The organism is Pseudomonas farsensis (assembly GCF_014268805.2).
Classification (GTDB): domain Bacteria; phylum Pseudomonadota; class Gammaproteobacteria; order Pseudomonadales; family Pseudomonadaceae; genus Aquipseudomonas; species Aquipseudomonas farsensis.
In genome coordinates this window covers 111229-134887 of the sequence record NZ_JABWRF020000002.1, presented here as the reverse complement: position 1 = coordinate 134887, position 23659 = coordinate 111229, and the positions used below count along the sequence as shown (strand labels likewise).

Genomic DNA, 23659 nt, shown 5'->3' with positions numbered 1-23659 from the left:
GAAAGGGCTGCGTAGCAGCCCCGACGATTCTGCATAAGGCACAAATCCTGGGGCCGCTTCGCAGCCCTTTCGCGACACAAGGCCGCTCCTACACAATCAAAAGCGATTTGCCTGAAACCATAGAATCTCCCACCTGGACCGCATCAGCTGCGATATTCGTCTGGCTCGATTCCTGTGGGAGCTGGCGCCAGCCTGCGATGAGGCCAGTTCGGGCGGCGCTCGATTGCACGGGCGCCAAACCCCTTTCGGCGAACACCTGTCAGCCCTGACACTTTCCCAGCCCCAGACAATCCCACACCCTCCCGCGCAAACGTCTATCGTTAACGTTTCCTTAATAGGCTACCCTCACCCTACACATCGGATTCCTTGATAATCCAAAGCAATTTTTTCCGCTTTTATTCGATACGTTACGCGCTAGTCTGTGCGCAGCTTTCACGGGGAAATACGCCATCATGCAACTGCGCAACTCACCTTCACGCTACGGCGTGGTCAGCATGGCCCTGCATTGGGGCGTCGCGCTGGCGGTTTTCGGCCTGTTCGGCCTGGGCCTGTGGATGGTGGGCCTGGATTACTACAGCCCATGGCGCAAAACCGGGCCAGACCTGCACAAGAGCATCGGCCTGGTGTTGCTGGCCGTCATGCTGTTGCGCGTGCTCTGGCGCTTCGTCAGCCCGCCGCCTCCGGCACCGGCCAACCACGGCCCGCTGACCCGCATCGCCGCAAAACTTGGGCATCTGGCATTGTATGCAGGGTTGTTCGCAGTCATGGCGGCGGGCTACCTGATTTCCACCGCCGACGGCGTGGGCATCCCGGTGTTTGGCTTGTTCGAAGTGCCGGCGCTGATCAGCGACCTGCCTGACCAGGCCGATGTTGCCGGGGTTGTGCACCTGTGGCTGGCCTGGGGCCTGGTGATTTTTGCCGTGCTCCATGGCCTTGCGGCACTCAAGCATCATTTCATCGACCGTGACGCGACCCTCACTCGCATGCTGGGCCGCAAAGCTTGACTCTCAACCTCAATTGCAAAGGAAGGAATTAACGATGTTGAAAAAGACTTTTGCCGCTCTGGCGCTCGGTACCGCTCTGCTCTCGGCCGGCCAGGCCATGGCTGCCGAATACAAGATCGACAAGGAAGGCCAGCACGCGTTCGTTGACTGGAAGATCAGCCACCTGGGCTACAGCTTCATCCACGGTACCTTCAAGGACTTCGACGGCAACTTCACCTGGGACAGCGCCAAGCCTGAAGCCAGCAAGATCAGCGTCGACCTGAAAACCGCCAGCCTGTGGTCCAACCACGCCGAGCGTGACAAGCACATCGCCAGCGCCGACTTCCTGGATGTGAAGAAGTACCCAGAAGCCAAGTTCGTCTCCACCGCCGTCAAGTCCACCGGTGACAAGACCGCTGACGTGACCGGCGACCTGACCCTGCACGGCGTGACCAAGCCGGTCACCTTCAAGGCAGTGTTCAACGGTGAGGGCAAAGACCCATGGGGCGGCGAGCGCGCCGGCTTCAACGCCAAGACCACGCTTAACCTGAACGACTTCGGCATCAAAGGCCCAGGCCCGACTTCGCAGACCCTCGACCTGGACATCAGTGTTGAAGGCGTGAAACAGAAGTAATGTTGCTGCACCCGTAACAAGAACGCCGCCCAATGGGCGGCGTTTTCGTTTGGCACAGCGGTTGGGTTTTCACATGCGTTGCAAACTTAATGGGCGACGTAAGGCCTGATGCTTGTCAGGTTCTGCGGTGCGGGCGCAAGGTTCAAAGCCTTGATTGCCACCCAGGTAGCATCGGCTTCCTTGATGAGCCCCCAGGCGATATAGAAGTCCGCCAAGTCCCTCTGTGCTGCTTGGCACAACGACAGCAGCGCAGCGGCCAAGTCGTACGGCGCGCTGGTATATTCGCGCGTGTAACGGTCCCAAGCGGTAAGCGTGTGGTTGCCCAGGCCTATACGCAACTGTTCGAATATGGCTTGGGTGTCGGGCGATTCCTGATAGTTGTTAGTTCCCATTGGCCGCTGTAACCAGGCAGACAAAGCTTCCCATCGGTTGGGGAATACAGGTGTGTACTCGTTGTCGTAATGTCGCATAACGGCGAGGGCATAGATGTTGACCGTATTTTCCCTGAACAGCGCATTATCTCCGTTGGTCCGCGTCTGGAAATGGTGGCCGTATTCATGCAGGGTCACCCATTGATGGTGTGCCCTACCACCGACCAGCGCTGCCATGTAGCTACTATTGCCATGCGGCAAACCGATATAACCCGTGGTGGCATGTGGGGAAAACGTCGAGCGCGACTCCACGGCATAGATCCACATATTGCTTCGGGTATGTTGCTCGGAGGAGCCGTCGAGGCCTGCAGCCAACGCTTCAATTCTCAAGGTCTCTTCGTGGGAGTGGACGAGCTCTTCGGCGCTGCCTTGTCTGTGGTGTCTGTAAGTATCCAAATAAGCACATATCACGACGCGGTCACCCACCAGTTGTAGTTCCGAACGTGGGTCGATACTCATCGTCAGCTCAAACATTCGATGCCACTCCTGCATGGTTGTATGGCCCTTTATGTAATAGGGGATGGGTTGGAAACGTTCATCTAATATCAGCTGGCAACTACCATGCCCGACATTTCTGATATGGATGACGCCACCGGTTTCGTCAGCGGGCAGAATATTTTCACCACGCTTCAATACAAAGCGGCGCATATTGGCTGTCTGTCTGGAACGATCCAGCTTTTGCGCCATCCCTTGGGTGCCAATATAGAGCGTGACATCCTCGTCATCGCCAAGCAGCCATACCGACGCCCCGGTCTGTGCAGGCAAGCTGTAGCCGGTCGGTTGGTAATCGGCCCATTGCAGGCGCCATTGATAGTAATCAGCGTCTGCCTTCGCGCCGCGAGTGTGGGGGATGGATAGCGAGCGTGAATGTGGGAAAAAATTGTCTGCCACTACCGTCAGGGATATTTGAACGTTGCGGATACGCACGCGAATGCGTTGCCCATCCAGATAGCTACGTGGCAGGTCCAGGTTTTCGAAATGCCCAGCTGAGTTGACGTTTGCAAAAGGCTTCCATACGCCTTGTGAGTAGGCTTCTGCATAGCCTCCCTGTGCGGAGGTCGAACCCCTGACTTCCACAGATTGAGTTATTGCGAGGGACAGGTTGAGGATGACCGGTTGAACATCGTAAAGCGCGGCGGGAGCATCGTCTTCGATAAGTTCGGTACAGTGGGAACCAAAATTGGAATCACCCGATAAGCATAGGTTATTGACCGGGACGGATGCGTGCGATTGGCTGAGCATAGTGAACACCCCGTTTGAAGGTTTATGGATGATTCCACTTAACGGGCATGTCGAACAGCTGACAGAATTGCCAGGTCATCAGTAGGGGAGGGCAATGTTCGGCCAAAAAAAACGCCGCCCTGACGGGCAGCGTTCTTGGTACATCAGCTGAAGTATCCCCTCTGGGAGGCACTTCGGCGCCGATCAGGCACTCAACCCTTGCGGGTAAGCAGCGCCGGGCGCTCGCCGCGTGGGCGGCTTGGCAGGTCTTCGAGTTGCTCAGGCGTCGGGAAACGGTCGAGCTTGGACTCTTTGCGGATGATCACCGGTGCCGGTTGCGAGTCGCGCGGGTTACGCACGGCTGGCTCTTGACGCTGGGCGTCATCACGACGGTTACGGCCGCCATTATTGTCGCGACGGGTGCCACCGCCATTGCTGCCACCACTGCGCGGACGTTTTTCGCCGCTGCCCTGGTTCTGGCCTTGGCGAGGCTGGCCTTGGCCCTGCCCATTGCTGCGGCCTTGACCCTGACCCTGACCGCCGCCACCGCTACGTGGGGCTGGCTGGCCCTGGCCGGTCGTACCTCCGCCACCGGGGCGACGGTTGCGGCCTTGGTTCTTGGCGTTCTGATAGGGGCTTACGTAGTCGGCGCGGTTACCGAAGTTATCCACATCATCGTCCAGGAACACTTCCGGGTCACGGTTGCCGGAAGCTGCCGGAGCTGCCTTCTGGGCCGATGCGCCTTGTTGCTGACGTGGCTTCTGGTCCCGCGGCTTGCGTTGCTGGCCCTGTGGCTTGTCAGCAGACTTTTCTGCAGGCTTTTCGGCTGAGGCTGGCTTGTTACGGCCTTTGTCCTTGCCCTTGTCCTTGCGCCCGCCGCTGCCGTCTTTGCTGCCTTCGCTGCGTGGCTGCTGGTTGCGACCACCGCGACCGTTGTTTTGCGGGCGTTCGCGCACTTCGGGTTTTTCAACTTCGACTTGCGAAGCATCGAAGCCCATCAGGTCGCCGTCCGGGATCTTCTGGCGGGTGACGCGCTCGATGCTCTTGAGCAGTTTTTCTTCGTCCGGGGCGACCAGCGAAATCGCCTCGCCCGAACGGCCCGCACGGCCAGTACGGCCAATACGGTGTACGTAGTCTTCTTCGACGTTAGGCAGCTCGAAGTTGACCACGTGGGGCAGTTGGTCGATATCCAGGCCGCGGGCGGCGATATCGGTGGCTACCAGCACGCGAACAGCGTTGGCCTTGAAGTCGGCCAGTGCCTTGGTACGCGCGTTCTGGCTCTTGTTGCCGTGAATCGCGGCGGCGGTCAGGCCGTGCTTTTCGAGGTATTCGGCCAGGCGGTTGGCGCCGTGCTTGGTGCGGGTGAACACCAGCACTTGTTCCCAGGCACCGACGGTGATCAGGTGCGCCAGCAGCGAACGCTTGTGGCTGGCAGGCAGGCGGAATGCGCGTTGCTCGATACGCTCGACCGTGGTGTTGGGCGGCGTGACCTCGATGCGCTCGGGGTTGTGCAGCAACTTGTCGGCAAGGTCGGTGATGTCCTTGGAGAAGGTCGCCGAGAACAGCAGGTTCTGGCGCTTGCTCGGCAGGCGTGCCAGGACCTTCTTCACGTCATGGATGAAGCCCATGTCGAGCATGCGGTCGGCTTCGTCCAGTACCAGGATTTCGACCCGCGACAGGTCGACGCTGCCTTGGCCGGCGAGGTCGAGCAGGCGGCCTGGGCAGGCGACGAGCACGTCGACACCCTTGGCCATGGCCTGCACCTGCGGGTTCATGCCGACACCGCCGAAGATGCAGGCGCTGATGAAGTTCAGCTCGCGGGCGTAGACTTTGAAGCTGTCATGCACCTGGGCGGCCAGTTCGCGGGTTGGCGTCAGCACCAGCACGCGCGGTTGGCGCGGGCCGTGGCGCTGCGACTTGTCGGGGTGGCCACCCGGGAACAGGCGCTCAAGGATCGGTAGCGCGAAGCCACCGGTTTTACCGGTACCTGTCTGCGCGGCGACCATCAGATCGCTGCCTTGCAACACGGCGGGAATAGCCCGCTGTTGCACGGGAGTGGGCTGGGTATAGCCCGCTGCCTCGATAGCGCGGACAAGTGCCTCGGAGAGACCGAGGGAAGCAAAGGACATGGGCGATCCTGTTCTCGTGAGGGCTGGGCCCTATGGGGGTGTTCTGCCTGGCGCGAAAGGCATCGGAGGGATGCGATCGCGTCCGGTCCAGCTGGGCGTTCACCCTGCATCCGGGAAGCGGCAAGTGGGCACCGGGGGGGTGCGCTGCTGCGGGTCGAGATGCCGGGGTTGAAGCCGAGCGTCCGGGCGTGAGCCGGGCGGGAAGGCCCGAGTATAACAGAGCAATCAGTGTGTGCTGCTTTCCTGCTGCTCAACGGTGACAGGAAAATGCGGGCCAGGGTCGTAACGGGTCTGGATGGCGGCATAGGCCGGCTCCCGGCGAAACCGCTGCAACTCCTCGGAAAACGCCGTCGCCAAGGCCTCGCGCCCCGGTTTTCGGGCCAGCGCGAGGAATTGCGGCTGCTGATTGATCACCAGTGGCAATTCTTCGACGCGTTGTTCAAGCGCCATTTGCCGACGCAAAAAACGCCCCACGCGGCGGTCTGTCAGCAGTAAATCGATGCGCCCGAGCGCCAGTTTGCCGAAATTGGCCTGCTGCGTAGGCGCAGGTTCGCGGCGAAACAGCGGTGAGTCGCTGAACGCGCCACCGTAGGTGTAGCCCGGTGATGTGCCAACCGTAAGCCCCGCCAGGTCGTCGATATGCTCGATGCGGTGCGGGCGGGCGCTGGCCTGGTACAGCACGAACTCGACCTGCGAGAGCGGCTCGTTGGGGTAGATCAGGTAACCATCGCGGCCCGGCATCTTGAAAATATCCAGCACGCCGTCCACCTGGCCGTCATGCACCATCGCCAGGCAGCGCTTCCAGGGCATCAGTTCCCAGTCCACCTGAACACCCAGCCGAGTGAACACTTCGCTGACAACGTCGTAGTCGACGCCCTTGAACTCGCCGTCTTCCTGGTAGAAATACGGCGCCCATTCGTCACTGACGATGCGCAGGCGTTCGGCCTGGGCCAAGGGGCTCAGGCTGGCAAGCAGCAGCAGAAGAGGGAGCAGGAACGTGCGCATGGGGCGAGAGTACGCTGGGCGGGCAGCAATCACCAGTGAACTGCCACGGGCCAGGCCTTGAACGCTGCCAAGGCCTTGCCCGCCACCTTCAGCGTGGCAGCTTCAGGTTGTTCCAGATCGCCAGGCTCGGCTCGGCCTGGTTCAGGGTGTAGAAGTGCAGCCCCGGTGCGCCGCCTTGCAGCAGTTGTTCGCACATGTGGCTGATGACTTCTTCACCGAAGGCCTGGATGCTGGCGGTGTCGTCGCCGTAGGCTTCGAGCTGCTTGCGGATCCAGCGTGGAATCTCGGCGCCGCAGGCATCGGAGAAGCGGGCCAGCTTGCTGTAGTTGGTGATCGGCATGATGCCTGGCACCACGGGGATGTCGACGCCCAGCTTCTGCGCACGCTCGACGAAGTAGAAGTAGCTGTCGGCGTTGAAGAAGTACTGGGTGATGGCGCTGTCGGCACCGGCCTTGACCTTGTGCACAAAGTTGGCCAGGTCGTCCTCGAAGTTGCGCGCCTGCGGGTGCATCTCCGGGTAGGCGGCGACTTCCAGGTGGAAGTGGTCGCCGGTCTCCTGGCGGATGAACTCGACCAGGTCGCTGGCGTAGCGCAGCTCACCGCTGGCCATGCCCATGCCCGACGGCAGGTCACCGCGCAGGGCGACGATGCGCTTGATGCCGGCGGCCTGGTATTCGGCCAGCAGGCTGCGCAGGTCATCCTTGCTGTCGCCGACGCAGGACAGGTGCGGTGCGGCCGGCACCTTCACTTCGTGCTCAAGCTGCAGCACGGTGTTCAGGGTGCGGTCGCGGGTCGAGCCCCCGGCACCGTAGGTGCAGGAGAAGAAATCCGGATTGTAGCTGGCCAGCTGGCGGGCAACGCCCATCAGTTTCTCGTGGCCGGCGTCGGTCTTGGTCGGGAAGAATTCGAAACTGTAGCGGCGTTCTTGTGACATCACTCTTTCCTCGAGCAGCAAGTGGCTAGCTACAAGCTGCAAGTAAAAGCCAGATCGGTGAAGGCCGATCTGGCTTGGCATCGTTCAAGATCGTGGCTGCCCAAGCTGCAAGCGGCGAGTACGCAGACTGCCGTTACTTGCAGCTAGCAGCTCAAAGCTTGCCGCTGATCAGTAGCGGTAGGCGTGCGGCTTGAACGGGCCTTCGACGGTCACGCCGATGTAGTCGGCTTGCTGCTGGGTCAGTTTGGTGACCACGCCGCCGAAGCCGCGGACCATCTCCAGGGCCACTTCTTCGTCGAGCTTCTTGGGCAGCACTTCAACGGTCAGACGCTCGGCTTTCTTCTCGGCCGACAGGTCGGCGTACTTCTGCTCGAACAGGAAGATCTGCGCCAGTACCTGGTTGGCGAACGAACCGTCCATGATGCGGCTTGGGTGGCCAGTGGCGTTGCCCAGGTTCACCAGGCGGCCTTCGGCCAGCAGGATCAGGTAGTCGTCGTTCTGTGCGTCGAAAGCGCCAGGGCCGGTACGGTGGATCTTGTGTACCTGCGGCTTGACCTCTTCCCATGCCCAGTTCTTGCGCATGAAGGCGGTGTCGATTTCGTTGTCGAAGTGGCCGATGTTGCACACCACGGCGCGCTTCTTCAGGGCCTTGAGCATGTTGGCGTCGCAGACGTTGACGTTACCGGTGGTGGTGACGATCAGGTCGATCTTGCCCAGCAGGGCCTTGTCGATGCTGGCTTCGGTGCCGTCGTTGATACCGTCGATGAACGGCGAGACCAGCTCGAAGCCGTCCATGCAGGCCTGCATGGCGCAGATTGGGTCAACTTCGGTGACCTTGACGATCATGCCTTCCTGACGCAGCGACTGGGCCGAGCCCTTGCCCACGTCACCGTAGCCGATCACCAGGGCTTGTTTGCCCGACAGCAGGTGGTCAGTACCGCGCTTGATGGCGTCGTTCAGGCTGTGACGGCAGCCGTACTTGTTGTCGTTCTTGCTCTTGGTGACTGAGTCGTTGACGTTGATCGCCGGGACTTTCAGCTCGCCTTTGGCCAGCATGTCGAGCAGGCGGTGGACACCGGTGGTGGTTTCTTCGGTGACGCCGTGGACGCGCTCCAGAACGGCAGGGTATTTCTTGTGCAGCAGTTCGGTCAGGTCGCCGCCGTCGTCGAGGATCATGTTGGCGTCCCATGGCTGGCCATCCTTGAGGATGGTCTGCTCCAGGCACCACTCGTACTCTTCTTCGGTTTCGCCTTTCCAGGCGAACACAGGAATACCGGCGGCAGCGATGGAGGCGGCGGCCTGGTCCTGGGTGGAGAAGATGTTGCACGACGACCAGCGAACTTCGGCGCCCAGGGCTACCAGAGTTTCGATCAGCACGGCGGTCTGGATGGTCATGTGGATGCAGCCGAGGATCTTCGCGCCCTTGAGCGGTTGCTCAGTGAGGTACTTGCGGCGCAGACCCATCAGGGCAGGCATTTCCGATTCGGCGATGATGGTTTCGCGACGACCCCAGGCGGCCAGGGAGATGTCAGCGACTTTGTAATCGGTAAAACCAACAGGCGTGTTTACAGCGCTCATGAAGAGCCTCCATTCGTAATGTGCGAATGGGCGCCGTTGTGCGTTGAGCGTCCGCGTGGCGGACAACGCCCCGACCGAGCCTGACAGGACGAACCTGCTGCAGCGCCCCTCGGACGGGTGGCGGGAGGGGCACCGCAGTGGGCGACCCTGTGAAACGGCAAGGATTATAGCCGCGGCTGTGTGACAGACCAAAGGCTTTCTGTCGATTTATCGAGACGATAGTCGATCCTCAATGGATCAGTGACCCGCCGGTCTGCCATCATGGCTGCACGTCAAACCGCAGGTCAGGAGTACCAATGAACTTTCACACCCGCAAATGGGTAAAGCCCGAAGACCTCAACCCCAACGGCACCTTGTTCGGTGGCAGCCTGCTGCGCTGGATCGACGAAGAAGCGGCGATCTACGCCATCGTCCAGCTGGGCAACCAGCGTGTGGTGACCAAGTACATTTCCGAAATCAACTTCGTCAGCGCCTCGCGCCAGGGCGACATCATCGAGCTGGGTATCACCGCCACCGAGTTTGGCCGCACCTCGATCACCCTGAAGTGCGAAGTGCGCAACAAGATCACCCGCAAGAGCATCCTGACCGTCGACAAGATGGTGTTCGTCAACCTGGGCGACGACGGCCTGCCGGCAGCCCACGGGCGCACCGAGATCAAATACGTGCAGGACCAGTTCCCGGACAGCGCGGTGGAGTGATGAAGGGGGGGCTGCTTTGCAGCCCATCGCAGCCCATCGCAGGCTATCGCCAGCTCACGCAGGCCGTGCTCAACCGCAACATTGCTGGTTGGACCCAATCCTGCAGGAAATGATAGAGAGTCGTGGCGAGCGGGCTTGTCCCGCGTTGGGCTGCGCAGCAGCCCTGAAAACCCCAGGGGCTGCTGCGCAGCCCAACGCGGGACAAGCCCGCTCGCCACAAAGGAGTTCGCCACAAGGAGATATGTCTGGCGGAAACAGGTTTGTACAAAACCATAGAATCTCCCACAGAGACCGCGCACAGTCACAATAGCGAGGGCTGGCCCAGATTCCTGTAGGAGCTGGCGATAGCCTGCGATGGGCCGCAGCGCGGCCCCTTCATTCTCAAGCCTGTGCGCTCACCCGGCGCACCACTTTGCCAATGCTCAGGCCCTGCACCAGGATCGATGACAGCACCACGATATAGGTGATCGACAGCAACAGGTCACGCTCTTCGCCCATCGGCAGCGACAGTGCCAAGGCCACCGACACGCCGCCACGCAGGCCACCCCAGGTCAGTACCCGGATGGTGCCTTGCGGCACCGGGCGCCAGCGGCGCAGCAGCACGATGGCCGGGGCGACGGTCAGCAGGCGCGACAGCAGCACCGCCAGCGCCAGCACGCTACCGGCCGCCAGGTGCATCCAGTTGAACGGCAGTAGCAACAGCTCAAGGCCAATCAGCGCGAACAGCAGCGCATTGAGCATGTCGTCGATCAGTTCCCAGAAACCATCCATGTAGCGGCGAGTCATGTCGTTCATCGCCAGGTTTCGGCCCAGGTTGCCGATGATCAGGCCTGCCACCACCATCGCGATCGGTGCCGAGACGTGCAGTTCGTAGCACATTGCCGAGCCGCCGATCACCAGCGCCAGGGTCAGCATCACCTCAACCTGATACTGCTCGACGCTCTTGATCATGCGATAGATGGCGTAGCCCATCACGCCGCCGAACACCACGCCGCCAATGGCTTCACGGGCGAACAAGATAGCCGTGTCGGCAACGCTTGGGGTTTCACCCAGCTGGATGATGCCCAGCAGCACGGTGAACACCACAACTGCTGTGCCATCGTTGAACAGTGACTCGCCGACAATCGTGGTTTTCAGCGGTTTGGGCGCATTGGCAGTACGCAGGGCACCGAGCACGGCAATCGGGTCGGTGGGCGAGATCAGCGCGCCGAACAACAGGCAGTAGATCATCGGCACGTTCCAGCCGAACATCGCGAACACCCAGTGCGACAGGTAGCCGATCACCACGGTAGCGATCAGTACGCCCAAGGTTGCCAGCAGGCCAATCGGCCAGCGGTAGCTGCGCAAGTCGGTGAGGTTGACGTGCAGGGCGCCGGCGAACAGCAGGAACGACAGCATCCAGTGCATCAGCAGGTCGTTGAAGTCGATCTGGTTCATCAACCCTTCGACGCGTTCCTCGAGCCCGGGGAAGCCGATCAGGCTCAGCCCCTGCAGAATCAGCGAGAACAGCAGCGCTGTGACCATCACCCCGATCGCAGGGGGCAGGCCGATGAAGCGGTAATTGACGTAGGTCAGAAGGGTGGTAAGGCAGATAAACGCAGCAACTAATTCGAGCATCCCGATTCCTGTGAAAATGGCTTCCAAGTCGTTACCCGAATGGCTCGGGCAGTTCTTTGATGACCTGGCGGGCGGTTCGGGACACACCTTGTGACCAGATTTGTTAGTTTGGTTCCTGAATCGCCCATGGCAACGGGCTTGCTTCGCGATAAGCCCGCACCGCTTTCTGCGCGATATAGTGCCCCCACATAACTACAAAAAAGGCCCCCACCCCGTGCTGGCTACTTCCCTCGTTCTGCTCGCCGCCGTGCTGCACGCCACTTGGAACACCCTGATCAAATTCAGCGGGGAGCGCTTGTTGGTCATCGCCAGCATGGACCTGGTCGCGCTGTGCTTTGCCGTGGCCGCGGTGGCATTCACTGATACGCCGCCGGCTGACATCTGGCCGTGGCTGCTGGCGTCGGCCTTTGCCGAGCAGGTGTATCGCTTTTTGCTGATTCAGGCGTACCGGGCAGGCGATCTGGGGCTGGTCTACCCGCTGATGCGCGGGCTATCGCCGTTGGTGGTGCTGGCGCTGACCCTGGTATTTGCCGGCGAAGCGCTGAGCGCGCAGCAGATCATCGGCATCCTGTTGATCCCGTGCGGGTTGGCGTGCCTGTTGTGGCGGGGCGGCGGCGGGGATCGGCTACCCTGGTCAATGTTGCCGGTAGTGGCGCTGATCGGGCTGTGCATCGGCTGCTACACCTGGTTTGACGGGCAGGCGGTGCAGCGCTGGGGCCAGCCCTGGGATTATCTGGTGTGGCTGACGCTGCTCAGCGCCTGGCCGTTCCCGTTGCTGGCAACCCTGGCGCGGCGCGCGCCGTTCGTAGTGTTCTGGCGCACGCAATGGAAGTTGGGCCTGGCGGTCGGGTTTTGCGTGCTGTTCAGCTATGCCTTGGTGCTGTGGGCCATGCACCTGGGCTCGGTGGCCGAGGCTGCGGCCCTGCGTGAACTGAGCGTGGTGCTGGTGGTGCTGTTGGGCATGCGCTACCTCAAAGAACCTTTTGCCGGGCCGAGACTCCTAGCTTGCGGGCTGGTGCTGGCGGGTATGCTGGTGATGAAGCTCTGAACCGATCCATTGTGAACAAGGAACCCTGTCCATGACCGTTGCCCTGTGGTGCATCCTGATTGCCCTGTGCCTGCCGCTGCTGTGTGCCTTGATCGCCAAGGCTAGCAGCGGGCGTTTCGGCATGCGCGACAACCACGACCCGCGCGCTTTCCTCGATACCCTGTCGGGCTTGCCGCGCCGGGCGCATGCCGCCCAGCAGAACTGCTTCGAAGCGTTCCCGGCGTTCGCCGCCGCGGTGTTGGTGGCCGATGTGGTCGGCAATGCCGAGCAGGTCACCCAGGATGTGCTGAGCGTGATGTACATCACCAGCCGCTTGCTCTACATCATCTGCTACCTGGCTGACCTGGCGGCGCTGCGCTCGGTGGTGTGGCTGGTTGGGGTGGGGCTGATCGTGTCGCTGTTTGTGGTATCTGCGTGAGGCCATCGCAGGCTGTCGCCAGCTCCCACAGGAACCTGGGCCAGACCTCGAAATGGTGGCTGTGCGCGGTCCCTGTGGGAGCTGGCGCTAGCCTGCGATGAGGCCCGGGCAGGTTTGCCCAGGCCTCAACGTATCCCTCGCCAGAACATCACTGCACCTTCGGCACCTCGGGCAATGGCTTGCCTTTGGGCCAGAGCATCCAGATCTGCCCTTGTTGTTTCATGTTGCCGGCCAGCTCGCCCGCTTCGGCGCCGGTGCCCCAGAACAGGTCGGCGCGCACTTCACCGGTGATTGCGCCGCCAGTGTCCTGGGCGCCCACCGGGCGTACCACGGGGCTGCCGTCAGGCTTGGTGGTCGACAGCCACAGCAGGCTGCCCAGCGGAATCACCTTGCGGTCGATAGCCACGCTGTAACCTGCGGTCAGCGGCACATTGAGCGAGCCTCGCGGGCCTTCGTTGCTGTCGGGGCGGGCGCTGAAAAACACATAGCTAGGGTTACTGGCCAGCAGTTCCGGCACGCGCTGCGGGTTGTTCATGGCCCAGGCGTGAATGCTGCCCATGGTGACGTCTTCTTTCTGCAACTGGCCTTGCTCGACCAGCCAGCGGCCGATCGGCCGATAAGGGTGGCCGTTCTGGTCGGCATAACCCAGGCGCAGTTGGCGGCCGCTGTCGAGCTGTACCCGGCCCGAGCCCTGGATCTGCAGGAATTGCAGGTCCATCGGGTCGGTCAACCAGGCCAGTACCGGGGCCTTCACGCCATTCTGGTTGATCACCTGGGCCGTGTCGTAAGGCTTGAGTACTCGGCCTTCAAGGCGACCGCGCAGGCGCTTGCCCTTGAGCTCTGGGTACACGCTGGCAAGGTCGACCACGATCATGTCGTCAGGAACGCCGTACACCGGGACCGTTGCGCCTTCGGTACGTTTCAGGCTGCCCGGGTAGACCGGCTCGTAATAGCCGGTGATCAGGCCGTTGGCGCTGTTTTCGGCCGAACGCAAGCTGTGCACTTGCAGGTTTTGCTGCAAGAAACCGCGCACCTGTGCGGCGTCTGCTGGCACGCCGACGGCGGCCGTGCAGGTGTCGGCCCATACCGCGTCATGGCTGAGTTTTTCGCAACCGTTGCGCCAGGCCTGAAAGCCCGCCAGCAGGTCGGTGTCGCTGACCGCTGGCAGGTCTTGCCAGGTGGCATCGGTGTAGGTGGCGATGGCGTGGGGCGCGGGCTTGGCGTTGTCGCCGCCGTTGCAGCCGGCCAGCAATGCCAGGGCCGGCAGAGCCCAGGCCAGATGGCGCAATGCGAATGTCATAGATGCAGTCCTGAGGCGGGTGACCATGAAGAATCAGCCCTGTTTTTTGTATGGCTATTGGTCTTTGGCCAACGGGCGGCGATACTGGCGCCCCGTTTTTTGCTGGCCGAAGAGACCGTGATGTTCAAGCGATTGACCGTAGTACTGCTCGCCGCCCTTGCCCTGAGCGCCTGTGACGGCGTTGACCCCAACTCGCCGCTGGGCCAACGCAAGGCGATCTTCAAGGACATGCTCAAGACCAGCGAAGACCTCGGTGGCATGCTGCGTGGCCGCTTGCCGTTCAATGGCGACAAGTTCGCCGAGGGCGCAGTGAAGCTCGACGCCCTGTCGCACCAGCCCTGGCAACACTTTCCGGCGGTGGCCGACAGCGGTGATAGCAGCGCCCGCGCGGCGGTCTGGGAACGCCAGGCGCGGTTCCAGGACCTTGCCCGCCAATTGGAGGGGGTGACTGGCGAGCTGGTTCAGGCCGCGCAGGTAAAACCGCTGGACCCTGCGCAGCTCAAAACGCCGATGGATAACGTGGAAGCTGCCTGCAAGGCGTGCCATACCGAGTTTCGTAACCACTGATCAACGCTGTTTGCAGGAGCGGCCTGTGATCAGCGCTCGAGCTGATCAACCGCTTCCTGGAGCTCTTTCTTCGATTCGGCCAGCTTGTCCTTGCGCTTGTTGATGCGCTCGGGGTCGCCTTTTTTCATGGCCTTGTCCAGGTCCTTGGTGCGCTGGTTCACTTCATGGCGGGCATCGAGCACCTTTTGTTCACGCTCTTTGCGCAGGGCGCTGTCGGTGCAGTGCTCGGTCACTTCTGCCAGGGCCTTTTCCAGGCCAGCCTGTTGGTTGGCGTTGCCGTGGGCGCGGGCCTGTTCGATCTGCTCGCTGATGGCCTGGCGTTTGGCCGCGCAACCGGTCAGTGCAGGAGGTTGCTCGGCGGCCATTAGCGGGCTGGCCGCAAAGCCCAGCAGGGTGGACAGGGCAAGGGACGAAAGCAGTTTCATCGGGGGCTCCAGTTCGGGGCAGGTCAGCAAAAAGGAAATGCTGCCCTGATCTGCGTAAATTAGAAACCCTCGATTGCATGGGCGCGCAATCGCAGGGCCAGGGCCTGGACCTCTTCGTGGCTAAAAAACGCCAGTAATTGGCCAGCGCGGGTAGGCCCTATGCCGGGTTCGGTAATCCATTGCTCAATGTTTCTGGAGGCCAGCGTAGGCCAATCCGGGCCGAGTGCCAGGGTGGCGGGTGCCGGCACACCGAGCGCGCGCAGCCAGCGCTCGAATGGTTGCTGGCGTGCCTGGGTGAAGCTGCGGTGCAGTTGGTCGGCGCGGGTCTGGGCGATGCCTGGCACCTGCACCAGGGTTTCTGGCGTCAGGCGCAGCCAGTCATCCAGCGTGTTGACCTGGCCGCTGTCGATCAGGCTACGCCAAGTGCCTGGCCCGGTGCCTTGCATGGCCAGCCCTTTGTTGCCACTGAGCCAGGCGAGCCTTGCGAGAAACTGCTCCTGGCACTGCCCGGCGGCCTGCCAGCAGCTGAGGGGGTGATGATCGGCGGCATTGGGCGGCGTGACCTCGGTGCGGTGCGGGCTGCGATGCACCACGCTGCCCAGGCTGGGGATGGTCTGCCCGGCCAGGGTCACGGCCACCTGGTCGCCCGGGCGCACGTCCAGTTGCTGCCAGCGCGCCACCGACCCCAGGCTGATCTGGCGGATCTGCCGTTGATCGAGTTCCACCGGCTGCACCACTACCAGTGGGGTGATGCGCCCGGTGCGGCCAATGCGAAAGCGCACGTCGCTGACATGGGCCAAGGCTTGGCGAAACGGGTATTTCCACGCTGCCACCCAGTAAGGTGCCTTGGCCTGCCAGCGCTGGGCGGGTGGGCGGCTGCCCTGGCGCAGGATTACGCCGTCGGTGGCGAAGGGTAGGGGCGAGTTGTACCAGTGCTGGCGCCAGTGCGCGGCTTCTGCGATTGTGGCAATGGGCTGGCTGTAATGGTGGCTGTCGGCAAAACCCAGGGTTTCCAGCCGCGCCTGACGCTCCTGTTGGCTGGCGGGGCCCTCAGGCCAGTCCCAGATAAACAGGCCGACGCCGGCCCCCTCCTGCGGCGCAAGCTGTTTGCGCGCCATCAGCCCGGCAATGGTCGCGCGGGCGCTGAGGCCGCCGCCTTGGGCTTGCACGTGGTCGCCCAGGCGCCAGTAGAGTTCGCCCTGAAATACCGTGTCGAGCGGCTGGGGCAGGGTACGCGCAACGTTGGCCAGCTGCGGTATGTGCCGGCTCCAGTCATGCCCGTGCACACCATCGCCACGGCTGAGCAAGCGCCTCAGTTGGCCTTGGCGATACACCAGCGACACCGCCACGCCATCCACCTTGGGCTGAATCCACACGTCTTGCTTGCCGTCAAGCCAGCTTTGCACCTGGGGGTCGTCGGCAAGCTTGGCAACGCCGGTGTGCGGCACGGGGTGAAGTACCTGCCCGCGGGCGCTGGCCAGCGGGTTGTCACTGCCTTGCAAGCCAAAGCAGCGCTGCAGCTGTTGCAGGCGCTGGCGGCTTTGGTCGTAGAGTTCGTCTGCCACCAGGGCTTGGCCCTGGCGGTGGTAGTGGTCGTCCCACAGGGCCAGGGTCTGGCGCAGTTGTGCGACCTCGTCCGTGGCCCGTTGCGCGGGCCAGTCGGGGCAACCGCTGGCCTGGGCTTGAGCGGTGATCAACAGCAGTAAAAGCAGCCAGAACGGCATGGCCGGCATCCTTGCTTGGCAGATGAGGAATGCTCAGCCTAGGCGCGGAATTTCGGTTGTGTCGCGGCAGCTTGTCAGCCGATATTTCACAAAAAAAGCCCCTGCCGATCACTCGGCAGGGGCTTTCCGGTACTGCTGTAGGAAGCTTACAGGCCAGCAGCGGCGCGCAGGGCGTCGATGCGGTCGGTACGTTCCCAGGTGAAGGTGGTGAAGGTGTCGTCGCCGACGGTCTTCTGCTGCGGCTCGCGGCCGAAGTGGCCGTAGGCTGCGGTCTCCTGGTACATCGGGTGCAGCAGGTCGAGCATGGTGGTGATCGCGTATGGGCGCAGGTCGAAGCACTCACGCACCAGGTTGATGATCTTCTCGTCGGAGATCTTGCCGGTGCCGAAGGTGTTGATCGAGATGGAGGTCGGCTGGGCCACGCCAATGGCGTAGGACACCTGGATCTCGCAGCGGTCGGCCAGGCCTGCGGCAACGATGTTCTTGGCTACGTAGCGGCCGGCGTAGGCGGCGGAACGGTCGACCTTGGATGGGTCTTTGCCTGAGAACGCACCACCGCCGTGGCGGGCCATGCCGCCGTAGGAATCGACGATGATCTTGCGGCCAGTCAGGCCGCAGTCGCCAACCGGGCCACCGATGATGAAGTTGCCGGTCGGGTTGATGTGGAACTGGGTGCCTTTGTGCAGCAGTTCGGCAGGCAGGGTGTGCTTGACGATCAGCTCCATCACCGCTTCCTGCAGGTCTTTTTGCGACACTTCAGGGTTGTGCTGGGTCGACAGCACGACGGCGTCGATACCTACCACCTTGCCGTTATCGTAACGGCAGGTTACCTGCGACTTGGCGTCCGGGCGCAGCCACGGCAGCAGGCCGGACTTGCGCGCTTCGGCCTGGCGCTCGACCAGGCGGTGCGAGAAGCAGATCGGCGCTGGCATCAGCACGTCGGTTTCGTTGCTGGCGTAGCCGAACATCAGGCCCTGGTCGCCGGCGCCTTGGTCTTCGGGCTTGGAGCGGTCAACGCCTTGGGCAATGTCGACCGACTGCTTGCCGATGATGTTCATCACTGCACACGTGGCGCCGTCGAAGCCCACGTCGGAGCTGTTGTAGCCGATGTCGATGATGACCTTGCGCACCAGGTCTTCGAGGTCGACCCAGGCCGAGGTGGTGACTTCGCCGGCGATAATGGCAACACCGGTCTTGACCAGGGTTTCACAGGCTACGCGGGCGTATTTGTCCTGGGCGATGATCGCATCCAGTACCGCGTCGGAAATCTGGTCGGCGATTTTGTCCGGATGCCCTTCGGACACGGACTCGGAGGTGAAAAGGGAGTATTCGCTCATCTCGAGGGGTTCCTGAATTTACCGATGTTGTGTGTTGCCAGTTGCCCGCCGGAAATGGCGAACCTGGATCTGGAAACCGTTACGCAAGCCCACGTAGAGGCTGTCTTCCGGGATCAGCCCTGCCGCGGTGGCCCAGCGGGCCAGGTCGTCCTGCTCGAAGCCAAGCCAGAGGTCGCCGCACGCTTCGCGGGCCCACCCCTGGTCATGGCTGCACAGCTCGGTGACCAGCAGGCTGCCGCCCGCTTTCACCCGTGTGGCCAGCTGGCGCAAGGCCAGGGCCGGGTCGCTGAAGTGGTGCAGCACCATATTCAGCACAACGCAGTCGGCTTCCACATCCGTTGCACCCAGTGCATCGGCCAACTGCAGGTTTACGTTACCCAGACATTCGCGCTCGCACACCTGGCGGGCCAGCTCGAGCATGGTCGGGCTGTTGTCCATGGCCGTGACCTGGGCAAAGCGCAGGGCCAGGTCCGGCAAAAAGCCGCCATCGCCGGGGCCGACTTCCAGGGCCGTGGCGCCTGGGCCGAAGTGCAGCTTGTCGAGCAGCGCCAGCAGGCTTTCGCGGTATTGCGGCAGGCCGGCGATGAGGTCTTGCTGGGCGCGGAATTTTTCTTCGACGCGCAGGAAGAAATCCTGGCTGGTGGCGGCTCGGCGCTGTTGCACCTGGGCGATCCGCGCCTGGATGTCCGTGGCCAGTTGCAGGCCGTCGACTTCTTCGAGCAGCGCCGAATGCAGACGCCCGCCCAGGCGCTGGCTGTCGGGCAGGGCGCGGCGGTAGAAGATCGCGTTGCCTTCGCGGCGGGTGGCCACCAGCTCCGCCTGGGCCAGCACCTTGAGGTGGTGGCTCATGCCCGATTGGCCGACGTCGAAGATCTGCGCCAGCTCAAGCACGCCGAAGGAGTCGTTGGCCAGTGCGCGCAGCACGTTCAGGCGCAACTCGTCGCCACTGGCTTTGCACAGGGCAGCCAAGGTGTCGCTTTGCGGGGTAAGGGTGTGCGCGTCTAGGTTCATGGAGCGGCAGTCTAGTCAGGCAAGGTTGCCCTCGCAAGGCCAATATCAAAAAGTTTTGATATTGGCGATGGGCGTAACCATTGGCGCCCTGCAAACGCAGATTGGCTTCTTCTTGCAGCTTAAAGCTCACCACTTGGCGCTTTAATGTTTGCCCCCGGCCCCGCAGTGGGGGAAAATGGTCGCCTTTTTTCGCTTCACTACTTATTCAAAGCCCCAGGAGACTCAGCGATGCCCAGCCGTCGTGAACGTGCCAACGCCATTCGTGCCCTCAGCATGGATGCCGTGCAAAAGGCCAACAGCGGCCACCCAGGTGCCCCTATGGGCATGGCGGATATCGCCGAAGTGCTTTGGCGCGACTATCTGAAACACAACCCGAGCAACCCGAGCTTCGCTGACCGTGACCGCTTCGTGCTGTCCAACGGCCACGGCTCGATGCTGATCTATTCGCTGCTGCACCTGACCGGCTACGACCTGTCGATCGACGATCTCAAGGCCTTCCGCCAGTTGCACAGCCGCACCCCGGGCCACCCGGAGTACGGCTACACCCCAGGCGTCGAGACCACCACTGGCCCGCTCGGCCAGGGCCTGGCCAACGCCGTGGGCTTTGCCCTGGCAGAAAAAGTCCTGGCTGCGCAGTTCAACCGTGACGGCCATAGCATCGTCGACCACAACACCTACGTGTTCCTGGGCGATGGCTGCATGATGGAAGGCATTTCCCACGAAGTCGCCTCGCTTGCCGGCACCCTGGGCCTGAACAAGCTGGTCGCCTTCTACGACGACAACGGCATCTCCATCGACGGTGAAGTGCACGGCTGGTTCACCGACAACACCCCGGCGCGTTTCGAAGCCTACAACTGGCAGGTCATCCGTAACGTCGACGGCCACGATGCCGAAGAAATCAAGATGGCGATCGACACCGCGCGCAAGAGCGACCGTCCGACCCTCATCTGCTGCAAGACCACCATCGGTTTCGGCTCGCCGAACAAGCAAGGCAAGGAAGACTGCCACGGCGCGCCGCTGGGCAACGATGAAATCGCCCTGACCCGCCAGGCCCTGAACTGGAACCACGGTCCGTTCGAAATCCCGGCCGACATCTATGCCGAATGGGATGCCAAGGCCAATGGTGCCAAGGTCGAAGCCGAATGGAACCAGCGTTTCGAGGCCTACGCCAAGGCTCACCCAGAGCTGGCTGCCGAGTTCAAGCGCCGCGCAGCAGGCGACCTGCCGGCTGATTTCAGCGAAAAAGCCCAGCAGTACATCAATGAAGTGGCCGCCAAAGGCGAAACCATCGCCAGCCGCAAGGCCAGCCAGAACGCCCTGAACGCCTTCGGCCCGCTGCTGCCCGAGTTCCTCGGCGGCTCGGCTGACCTGGCCGGCTCCAACCTGACCATCTGGAAGGGTTGCAAAGGCGTCGACGCCAATGACGCCAGCGGCAACTACGTGTTCTACGGCGTGCGCGAGTTCGGCATGACCGCCATCATGAACGGCGTCGCCCTGCACGGTGGCCTGGTGCCTTACGGTGCGACCTTCCTGATGTTCATGGAGTACGCCCGCAATGCCGTGCGCATGTCGGCACTGATGAAGCAGCGCGTCATCCATGTCTACACCCACGACTCCATCGGCCTGGGCGAAGACGGCCCGACTCACCAGCCGATCGAGCAGCTGACCAGCCTGCGCAGCACGCCGAACCTGGACACCTGGCGCCCGGCCGATGCCGTGGAATCGGCGGTGTCCTGGAAGTACGCCCTGGAGCGCAAGGATGGCCCGTCGGCGCTGATCTTCTCGCGTCAGAACCTGCAGCATCAGCAGCGTGACGCCCAGCAGATCGCTGATATCAGCCGCGGCGGCTACATCCTCAAGGACTGCGCCGGCGAGCCTGAGCTGATCCTGATCGCCACCGGTTCCGAAGTGGGCCTGGCTGTCCAGGCGTACGACGCCCTGGCCGCACAAGGCCGCAAGGTGCGTGTGGTATCGATGCCGAGCACCAGCGTGTTCGACGCCCAGGACGCCGCCTACAAGCAGTCGGTGCTGCCGCTGGAAGTGGGTGCGCGCATCGCCATCGAAGCTGCCCATGCCGACTTCTGGTACAAGTACGTGGGCCTCGAAGGCCGCGTCATCGGCATGACCACCTACGGCGAGTCGGCTCCGGCCTCGGCGCTGTTCGAGGAGTTCGGCTTCACCCTGGAAAACATCCTCGGTACCGCCGAAGAGCTGCTGGAAGACTGATGTACCCGGGAGGCCTTGTGCCTCCCGCCTGATCGCGGGGCAAGCCCGCTCCCACAAGGTATCGCAGTGCCTTGTGGGAGCGGGCTTGCCCCGCGATGGTCGTTCAACGCACCTGTTCGTGAGCATCGAATGCCCCAGCCGCGCCCCTACAAAGTTGCACTCAACGGTTACGGCCGCATCGGCCGTTGTGTCCTGCGCGCACTGTTCGAGCGCGGGGCGCAGGCCGGTTTCGAGATCGTCGCGTTGAACGATCTGGCCGATCAGGCCAGCGTGGAATACCTGACGCGCTTCGACTCCACCCACGGCCGCTTCCCCGGCGAAGTGCGGGTCGATGGCGACTGTCTGCATATCAACGGTGACTGCGTGAAAGTGTTGCGCAGCGCCACCCCCGAGGGCGTCGACTGGGCGGCCCTGGACATCGACCTGGTGCTGGAGTGCTCCGGCGCCTACAACACCCGTGCCGATGGCATGCGCTTTGTCGATGCCGGCGCGCCTCGGGTGCTGTTCTCCCAGCCCATGGCCAGCGAAGCCGATGTCGATGCCACGGTGGTGTACGGCATCAACCAGGCGTGCCTGACCGGCAGCGAACGCCTGGTGTCCAACGCCTCCTGCACCACCAACTGCGGCGTGCCGCTGCTGCGGGTGCTGGACCAGGCGTTTGGCATCGAATACGTGCAGATCACCACCATCCACTCGGCCATGAACGACCAGCCGGTGATCGACGCCTATCACCATGAAGACCTGCGTCGCACGCGCTCGGCGTTTCAGTCGGTGATTCCGGTGTCCACCGGCCTTGCCCGGGGCATCGAGCGCCTGCTGCCGGAACTTGCCGGGCGAATCCAGGCCAAAGCGGTACGTGTGCCGACCGTCAACGTGTCGTGCCTGGACATCACCTTGCAGACCGCCCGCGACACTACTGCCGCCGAGGTCAACCAGGTGTTGCGCCAGGCGGCCGTGGACGGCCCGCTCAAGGGCCTGCTGGCCTACACCGAGCTGCCCCATGCCAGCTGTGATTTCAATCATGACCCGCATTCAGCCATCGTCGATGCCAGCCAGACCCGCGTCAGCGGCCCGCGCCTGGTGAACCTGCTGGCCTGGTTCGACAACGAATGGGGGTTCGCCAACCGTATGCTCGACGTTGCACAGCACTATCTGCACGTCGTCAACCCAACCCGCAGCAAACAGCCCTGAAGGACTGCATTCATGACCGTGTTGAAGATGACCGACCTCGACCTGCAAGGTAAGCGCGTACTGATCCGCGAAGACCTCAACGTGCCTGTAAAGGACGGCGTGGTCGCCAGCGATGCGCGTATCCTGGCAGCGCTGCCGACCATCAAGCTGGCCCTCGAAAAGGGTGCAGCGGTAATGGTCTGCTCGCACCTGGGGCGCCCGACCGAAGGCGAATTCTCGGCCGAGAACAGCCTCAAGCCTGTGGCCGACTACCTGAGCAAGGCACTGGGCCGTGATGTGCCGCTGGTGGCTGACTACCTGGGCGGCGTCGAGGTCAAGGCCGGCGACCTGGTGCTGTTCGAAAACGTGCGCTTCAACAAAGGCGAGAAGAAAAACGCCGACGAACTGGCGCAGCAGTATGCAGCGCTGTGCGATGTGTTCGTGATGGACGCATTCGGCACCGCGCACCGCGCCGAGGGTTCGACCCATGGCGTGGCCAAGTTTGCCAAAGTCGCCGCCGCAGGCCCGCTGCTGGCCGCAGAGCTGGACGCCCTGGGCAAGGCCCTGAAGGCCCCGGCCAAGCCGATGGCGGCCATCGTTGCAGGCTCCAAGGTATCGACCAAGCTCGACGTGCTGAACAGCCTGAGCAATGTTTGCGACCTGCTGATCGTCGGTGGCGGTATTGCCAACACCTTCCTGGCAGCTGCCGGCCACCCGGTTGGCAAATCGCTGTACGAGGCAGACCTGGTCGACACTGCCAAGGCCATCGCGGCCAAGGTCAATGTGCCGCTGCCGGTGGACGTGGTGGTTGCCAAGGAGTTCGCCGAGAGCGCCGAAGCCACCGTCAAGGCCATTGCCGACGTTGCTGCCGATGACATGATCCTCGACATTGGCCCGCAAACTGCGGCCAACTTCGCCGAGCTGCTGAAGTCGTCCAAGACCATTCTGTGGAACGGCCCGGTGGGTGTGTTCGAGTTCGATCAGTTCGGCAACGGTACCCAGGTGCTGGCCAAGGCCATCGCCGACAGCGCCGCATTTTCGATTGCCGGTGGTGGCGACACCCTGGCGGCCATCGACAAGTATGGCGTGAGCAAGGATATCTCCTACATTTCTACCGGTGGTGGTGCGTTCCTCGAATTCGTCGAAGGCAAAGTGCTGCCAGCCGTGGCAATTCTGGAAGAGCGGGCCAAAGCCTGAGCAGCT

At 62.5% G+C, this 23659-nt stretch carries 20 protein-coding genes and 1 riboswitch; of the genes, 9 read left to right on the top strand and 11 right to left on the bottom strand.

Annotation, left to right across the window (positions count from 1 at the left end):
* Positions 1 to 452 precede the first annotated feature (452 nt).
* Both HU719_RS10025 and HU719_RS10020 read left to right on the top strand, forming a co-directional pair.
* A complete protein-coding gene (locus HU719_RS10025; protein ID WP_186522833.1) occupies positions 453 to 1004 on the top strand; it encodes a cytochrome b in 552 nt (183 codons plus the stop codon).
* Between the two features lie 34 nt (positions 1005 to 1038).
* Complete coding sequence (locus HU719_RS10020) at positions 1039 to 1617, top strand: YceI family protein (protein ID WP_186537315.1); 579 nt, start codon at positions 1039 to 1041, stop codon at positions 1615 to 1617.
* Positions 1618 to 1703: 86 nt separating this feature from the next.
* On the opposite strand, the gene HU719_RS23600 is transcribed toward HU719_RS10020, so the two are convergent.
* The 5 genes from HU719_RS23600 to ahcY all read right to left on the bottom strand — a co-directional run bounded on the left by HU719_RS23600 (position 1704) and on the right by ahcY (position 8915).
* Complete coding sequence (locus HU719_RS23600; RefSeq protein ID WP_225917208.1) at positions 1704 to 3290, bottom strand: M60 family metallopeptidase; 1587 nt, start codon at positions 3288 to 3290, stop codon at positions 1704 to 1706.
* A 191-nt stretch (positions 3291 to 3481) separates the two neighbouring features.
* Positions 3482 to 5398, bottom strand: a complete 1917-nt coding sequence (gene rhlE2 / locus HU719_RS10010; protein WP_186522829.1) for an RNA helicase RhlE2 — start codon at positions 5396 to 5398, stop codon at positions 3482 to 3484.
* A gap of 225 nt (positions 5399 to 5623) precedes the next feature.
* A complete protein-coding gene (locus HU719_RS10005) occupies positions 5624 to 6403 on the bottom strand; it encodes a substrate-binding periplasmic protein (protein WP_186522819.1) in 780 nt (259 codons plus the stop codon).
* A gap of 88 nt (positions 6404 to 6491) precedes the next feature.
* The gene (metF, locus tag HU719_RS10000; RefSeq protein WP_186522817.1) at positions 6492 to 7337 is read right to left on the bottom strand and encodes a methylenetetrahydrofolate reductase [NAD(P)H]; all 846 of its coding nucleotides are present in this window, start codon (positions 7335 to 7337) and stop codon (positions 6492 to 6494) included.
* 168 nt (positions 7338 to 7505) lie between these two features.
* On the bottom strand, positions 7506 to 8915 hold the full coding sequence (ahcY, locus tag HU719_RS09995; RefSeq protein ID WP_186522815.1) for an adenosylhomocysteinase: 1410 nt from the start codon (positions 8913 to 8915) through the stop codon (positions 7506 to 7508).
* Positions 8916 to 8936: 21 nt separating this feature from the next.
* A riboswitch (S-adenosyl-L-homocysteine riboswitch) is annotated at positions 8937 to 9032 on the bottom strand.
* A gap of 179 nt (positions 9033 to 9211) precedes the next feature.
* Here ahcY and HU719_RS09990 point away from each other — a divergent pair.
* Positions 9212 to 9613, top strand: a complete 402-nt coding sequence (locus tag HU719_RS09990; protein ID WP_016489524.1) for an acyl-CoA thioesterase — start codon at positions 9212 to 9214, stop codon at positions 9611 to 9613.
* Between the two features lie 381 nt (positions 9614 to 9994).
* On the opposite strand, the gene HU719_RS09985 is transcribed toward HU719_RS09990, so the two are convergent.
* Positions 9995 to 11230, bottom strand: a complete 1236-nt coding sequence (locus HU719_RS09985; protein WP_186520434.1) for a cation:proton antiporter — start codon at positions 11228 to 11230, stop codon at positions 9995 to 9997.
* A gap of 214 nt (positions 11231 to 11444) precedes the next feature.
* Between HU719_RS09985 and HU719_RS09980 the strand changes: the two genes are divergently transcribed.
* Together HU719_RS09980 and HU719_RS09975 are read left to right on the top strand one after the other, a co-directional pair.
* A complete protein-coding gene (locus HU719_RS09980; protein ID WP_186520433.1) occupies positions 11445 to 12278 on the top strand; it encodes an EamA family transporter in 834 nt (277 codons plus the stop codon).
* A 31-nt stretch (positions 12279 to 12309) separates the two neighbouring features.
* Positions 12310 to 12696, top strand: a complete 387-nt coding sequence (locus HU719_RS09975) for an MAPEG family protein (RefSeq protein ID WP_186520432.1) — start codon at positions 12310 to 12312, stop codon at positions 12694 to 12696.
* 148 nt (positions 12697 to 12844) lie between these two features.
* On the opposite strand, the gene mltA is transcribed toward HU719_RS09975, so the two are convergent.
* The gene (gene mltA / locus HU719_RS09970; RefSeq protein WP_186536499.1) at positions 12845 to 13996 is read right to left on the bottom strand and encodes a murein transglycosylase A; all 1152 of its coding nucleotides are present in this window, start codon (positions 13994 to 13996) and stop codon (positions 12845 to 12847) included.
* Positions 13997 to 14116: 120 nt separating this feature from the next.
* Here mltA and HU719_RS09965 point away from each other — a divergent pair, with 120 nt between their 5' ends.
* On the top strand, positions 14117 to 14563 hold the full coding sequence (locus HU719_RS09965) for a c-type cytochrome (RefSeq protein WP_186536500.1): 447 nt from the start codon (positions 14117 to 14119) through the stop codon (positions 14561 to 14563).
* Between the two features lie 29 nt (positions 14564 to 14592).
* Here the strand turns inward: HU719_RS09965 and HU719_RS09960 are convergent, their stop codons facing one another.
* From HU719_RS09960 to HU719_RS09945, 4 genes are all read right to left on the bottom strand, one after another.
* Positions 14593 to 14988 (bottom strand): DUF1090 domain-containing protein, encoded by a 396-nt coding sequence (locus HU719_RS09960; RefSeq protein WP_186520429.1) that lies wholly within the window; start codon positions 14986 to 14988, stop codon positions 14593 to 14595.
* A 59-nt stretch (positions 14989 to 15047) separates the two neighbouring features.
* Positions 15048 to 16721: an NAD-dependent DNA ligase LigB gene (gene ligB / locus HU719_RS09955; RefSeq protein WP_186536501.1), complete on the bottom strand. Its 1674-nt coding sequence runs from the start codon at positions 16719 to 16721 to the stop codon at positions 15048 to 15050.
* Between the two features lie 137 nt (positions 16722 to 16858).
* Positions 16859 to 18049, bottom strand: a complete 1191-nt coding sequence (gene metK / locus HU719_RS09950; protein ID WP_186520427.1) for a methionine adenosyltransferase — start codon at positions 18047 to 18049, stop codon at positions 16859 to 16861.
* An 18-nt stretch (positions 18050 to 18067) separates the two neighbouring features.
* Entirely contained in the window at positions 18068 to 19060 is a 993-nt protein-coding gene (locus tag HU719_RS09945; RefSeq protein ID WP_186520426.1) for an ArsR/SmtB family transcription factor, read from the bottom strand.
* A gap of 228 nt (positions 19061 to 19288) precedes the next feature.
* Here HU719_RS09945 and tkt point away from each other — a divergent pair, with 228 nt between their 5' ends.
* The 3 genes from tkt (at position 19289) to HU719_RS09930 (ending at position 23653) form a co-directional block, all read left to right on the top strand.
* The gene (tkt, locus tag HU719_RS09940; RefSeq protein ID WP_186520425.1) at positions 19289 to 21286 is read left to right on the top strand and encodes a transketolase; all 1998 of its coding nucleotides are present in this window, start codon (positions 19289 to 19291) and stop codon (positions 21284 to 21286) included.
* 129 nt (positions 21287 to 21415) lie between these two features.
* On the top strand, positions 21416 to 22477 hold the full coding sequence (epd, locus tag HU719_RS09935) for an erythrose-4-phosphate dehydrogenase (protein ID WP_186520424.1): 1062 nt from the start codon (positions 21416 to 21418) through the stop codon (positions 22475 to 22477).
* Between the two features lie 12 nt (positions 22478 to 22489).
* A complete protein-coding gene (locus HU719_RS09930) occupies positions 22490 to 23653 on the top strand; it encodes a phosphoglycerate kinase (RefSeq protein WP_186520423.1) in 1164 nt (387 codons plus the stop codon).
* Positions 23654 to 23659: the final 6 nt, after the last annotated feature.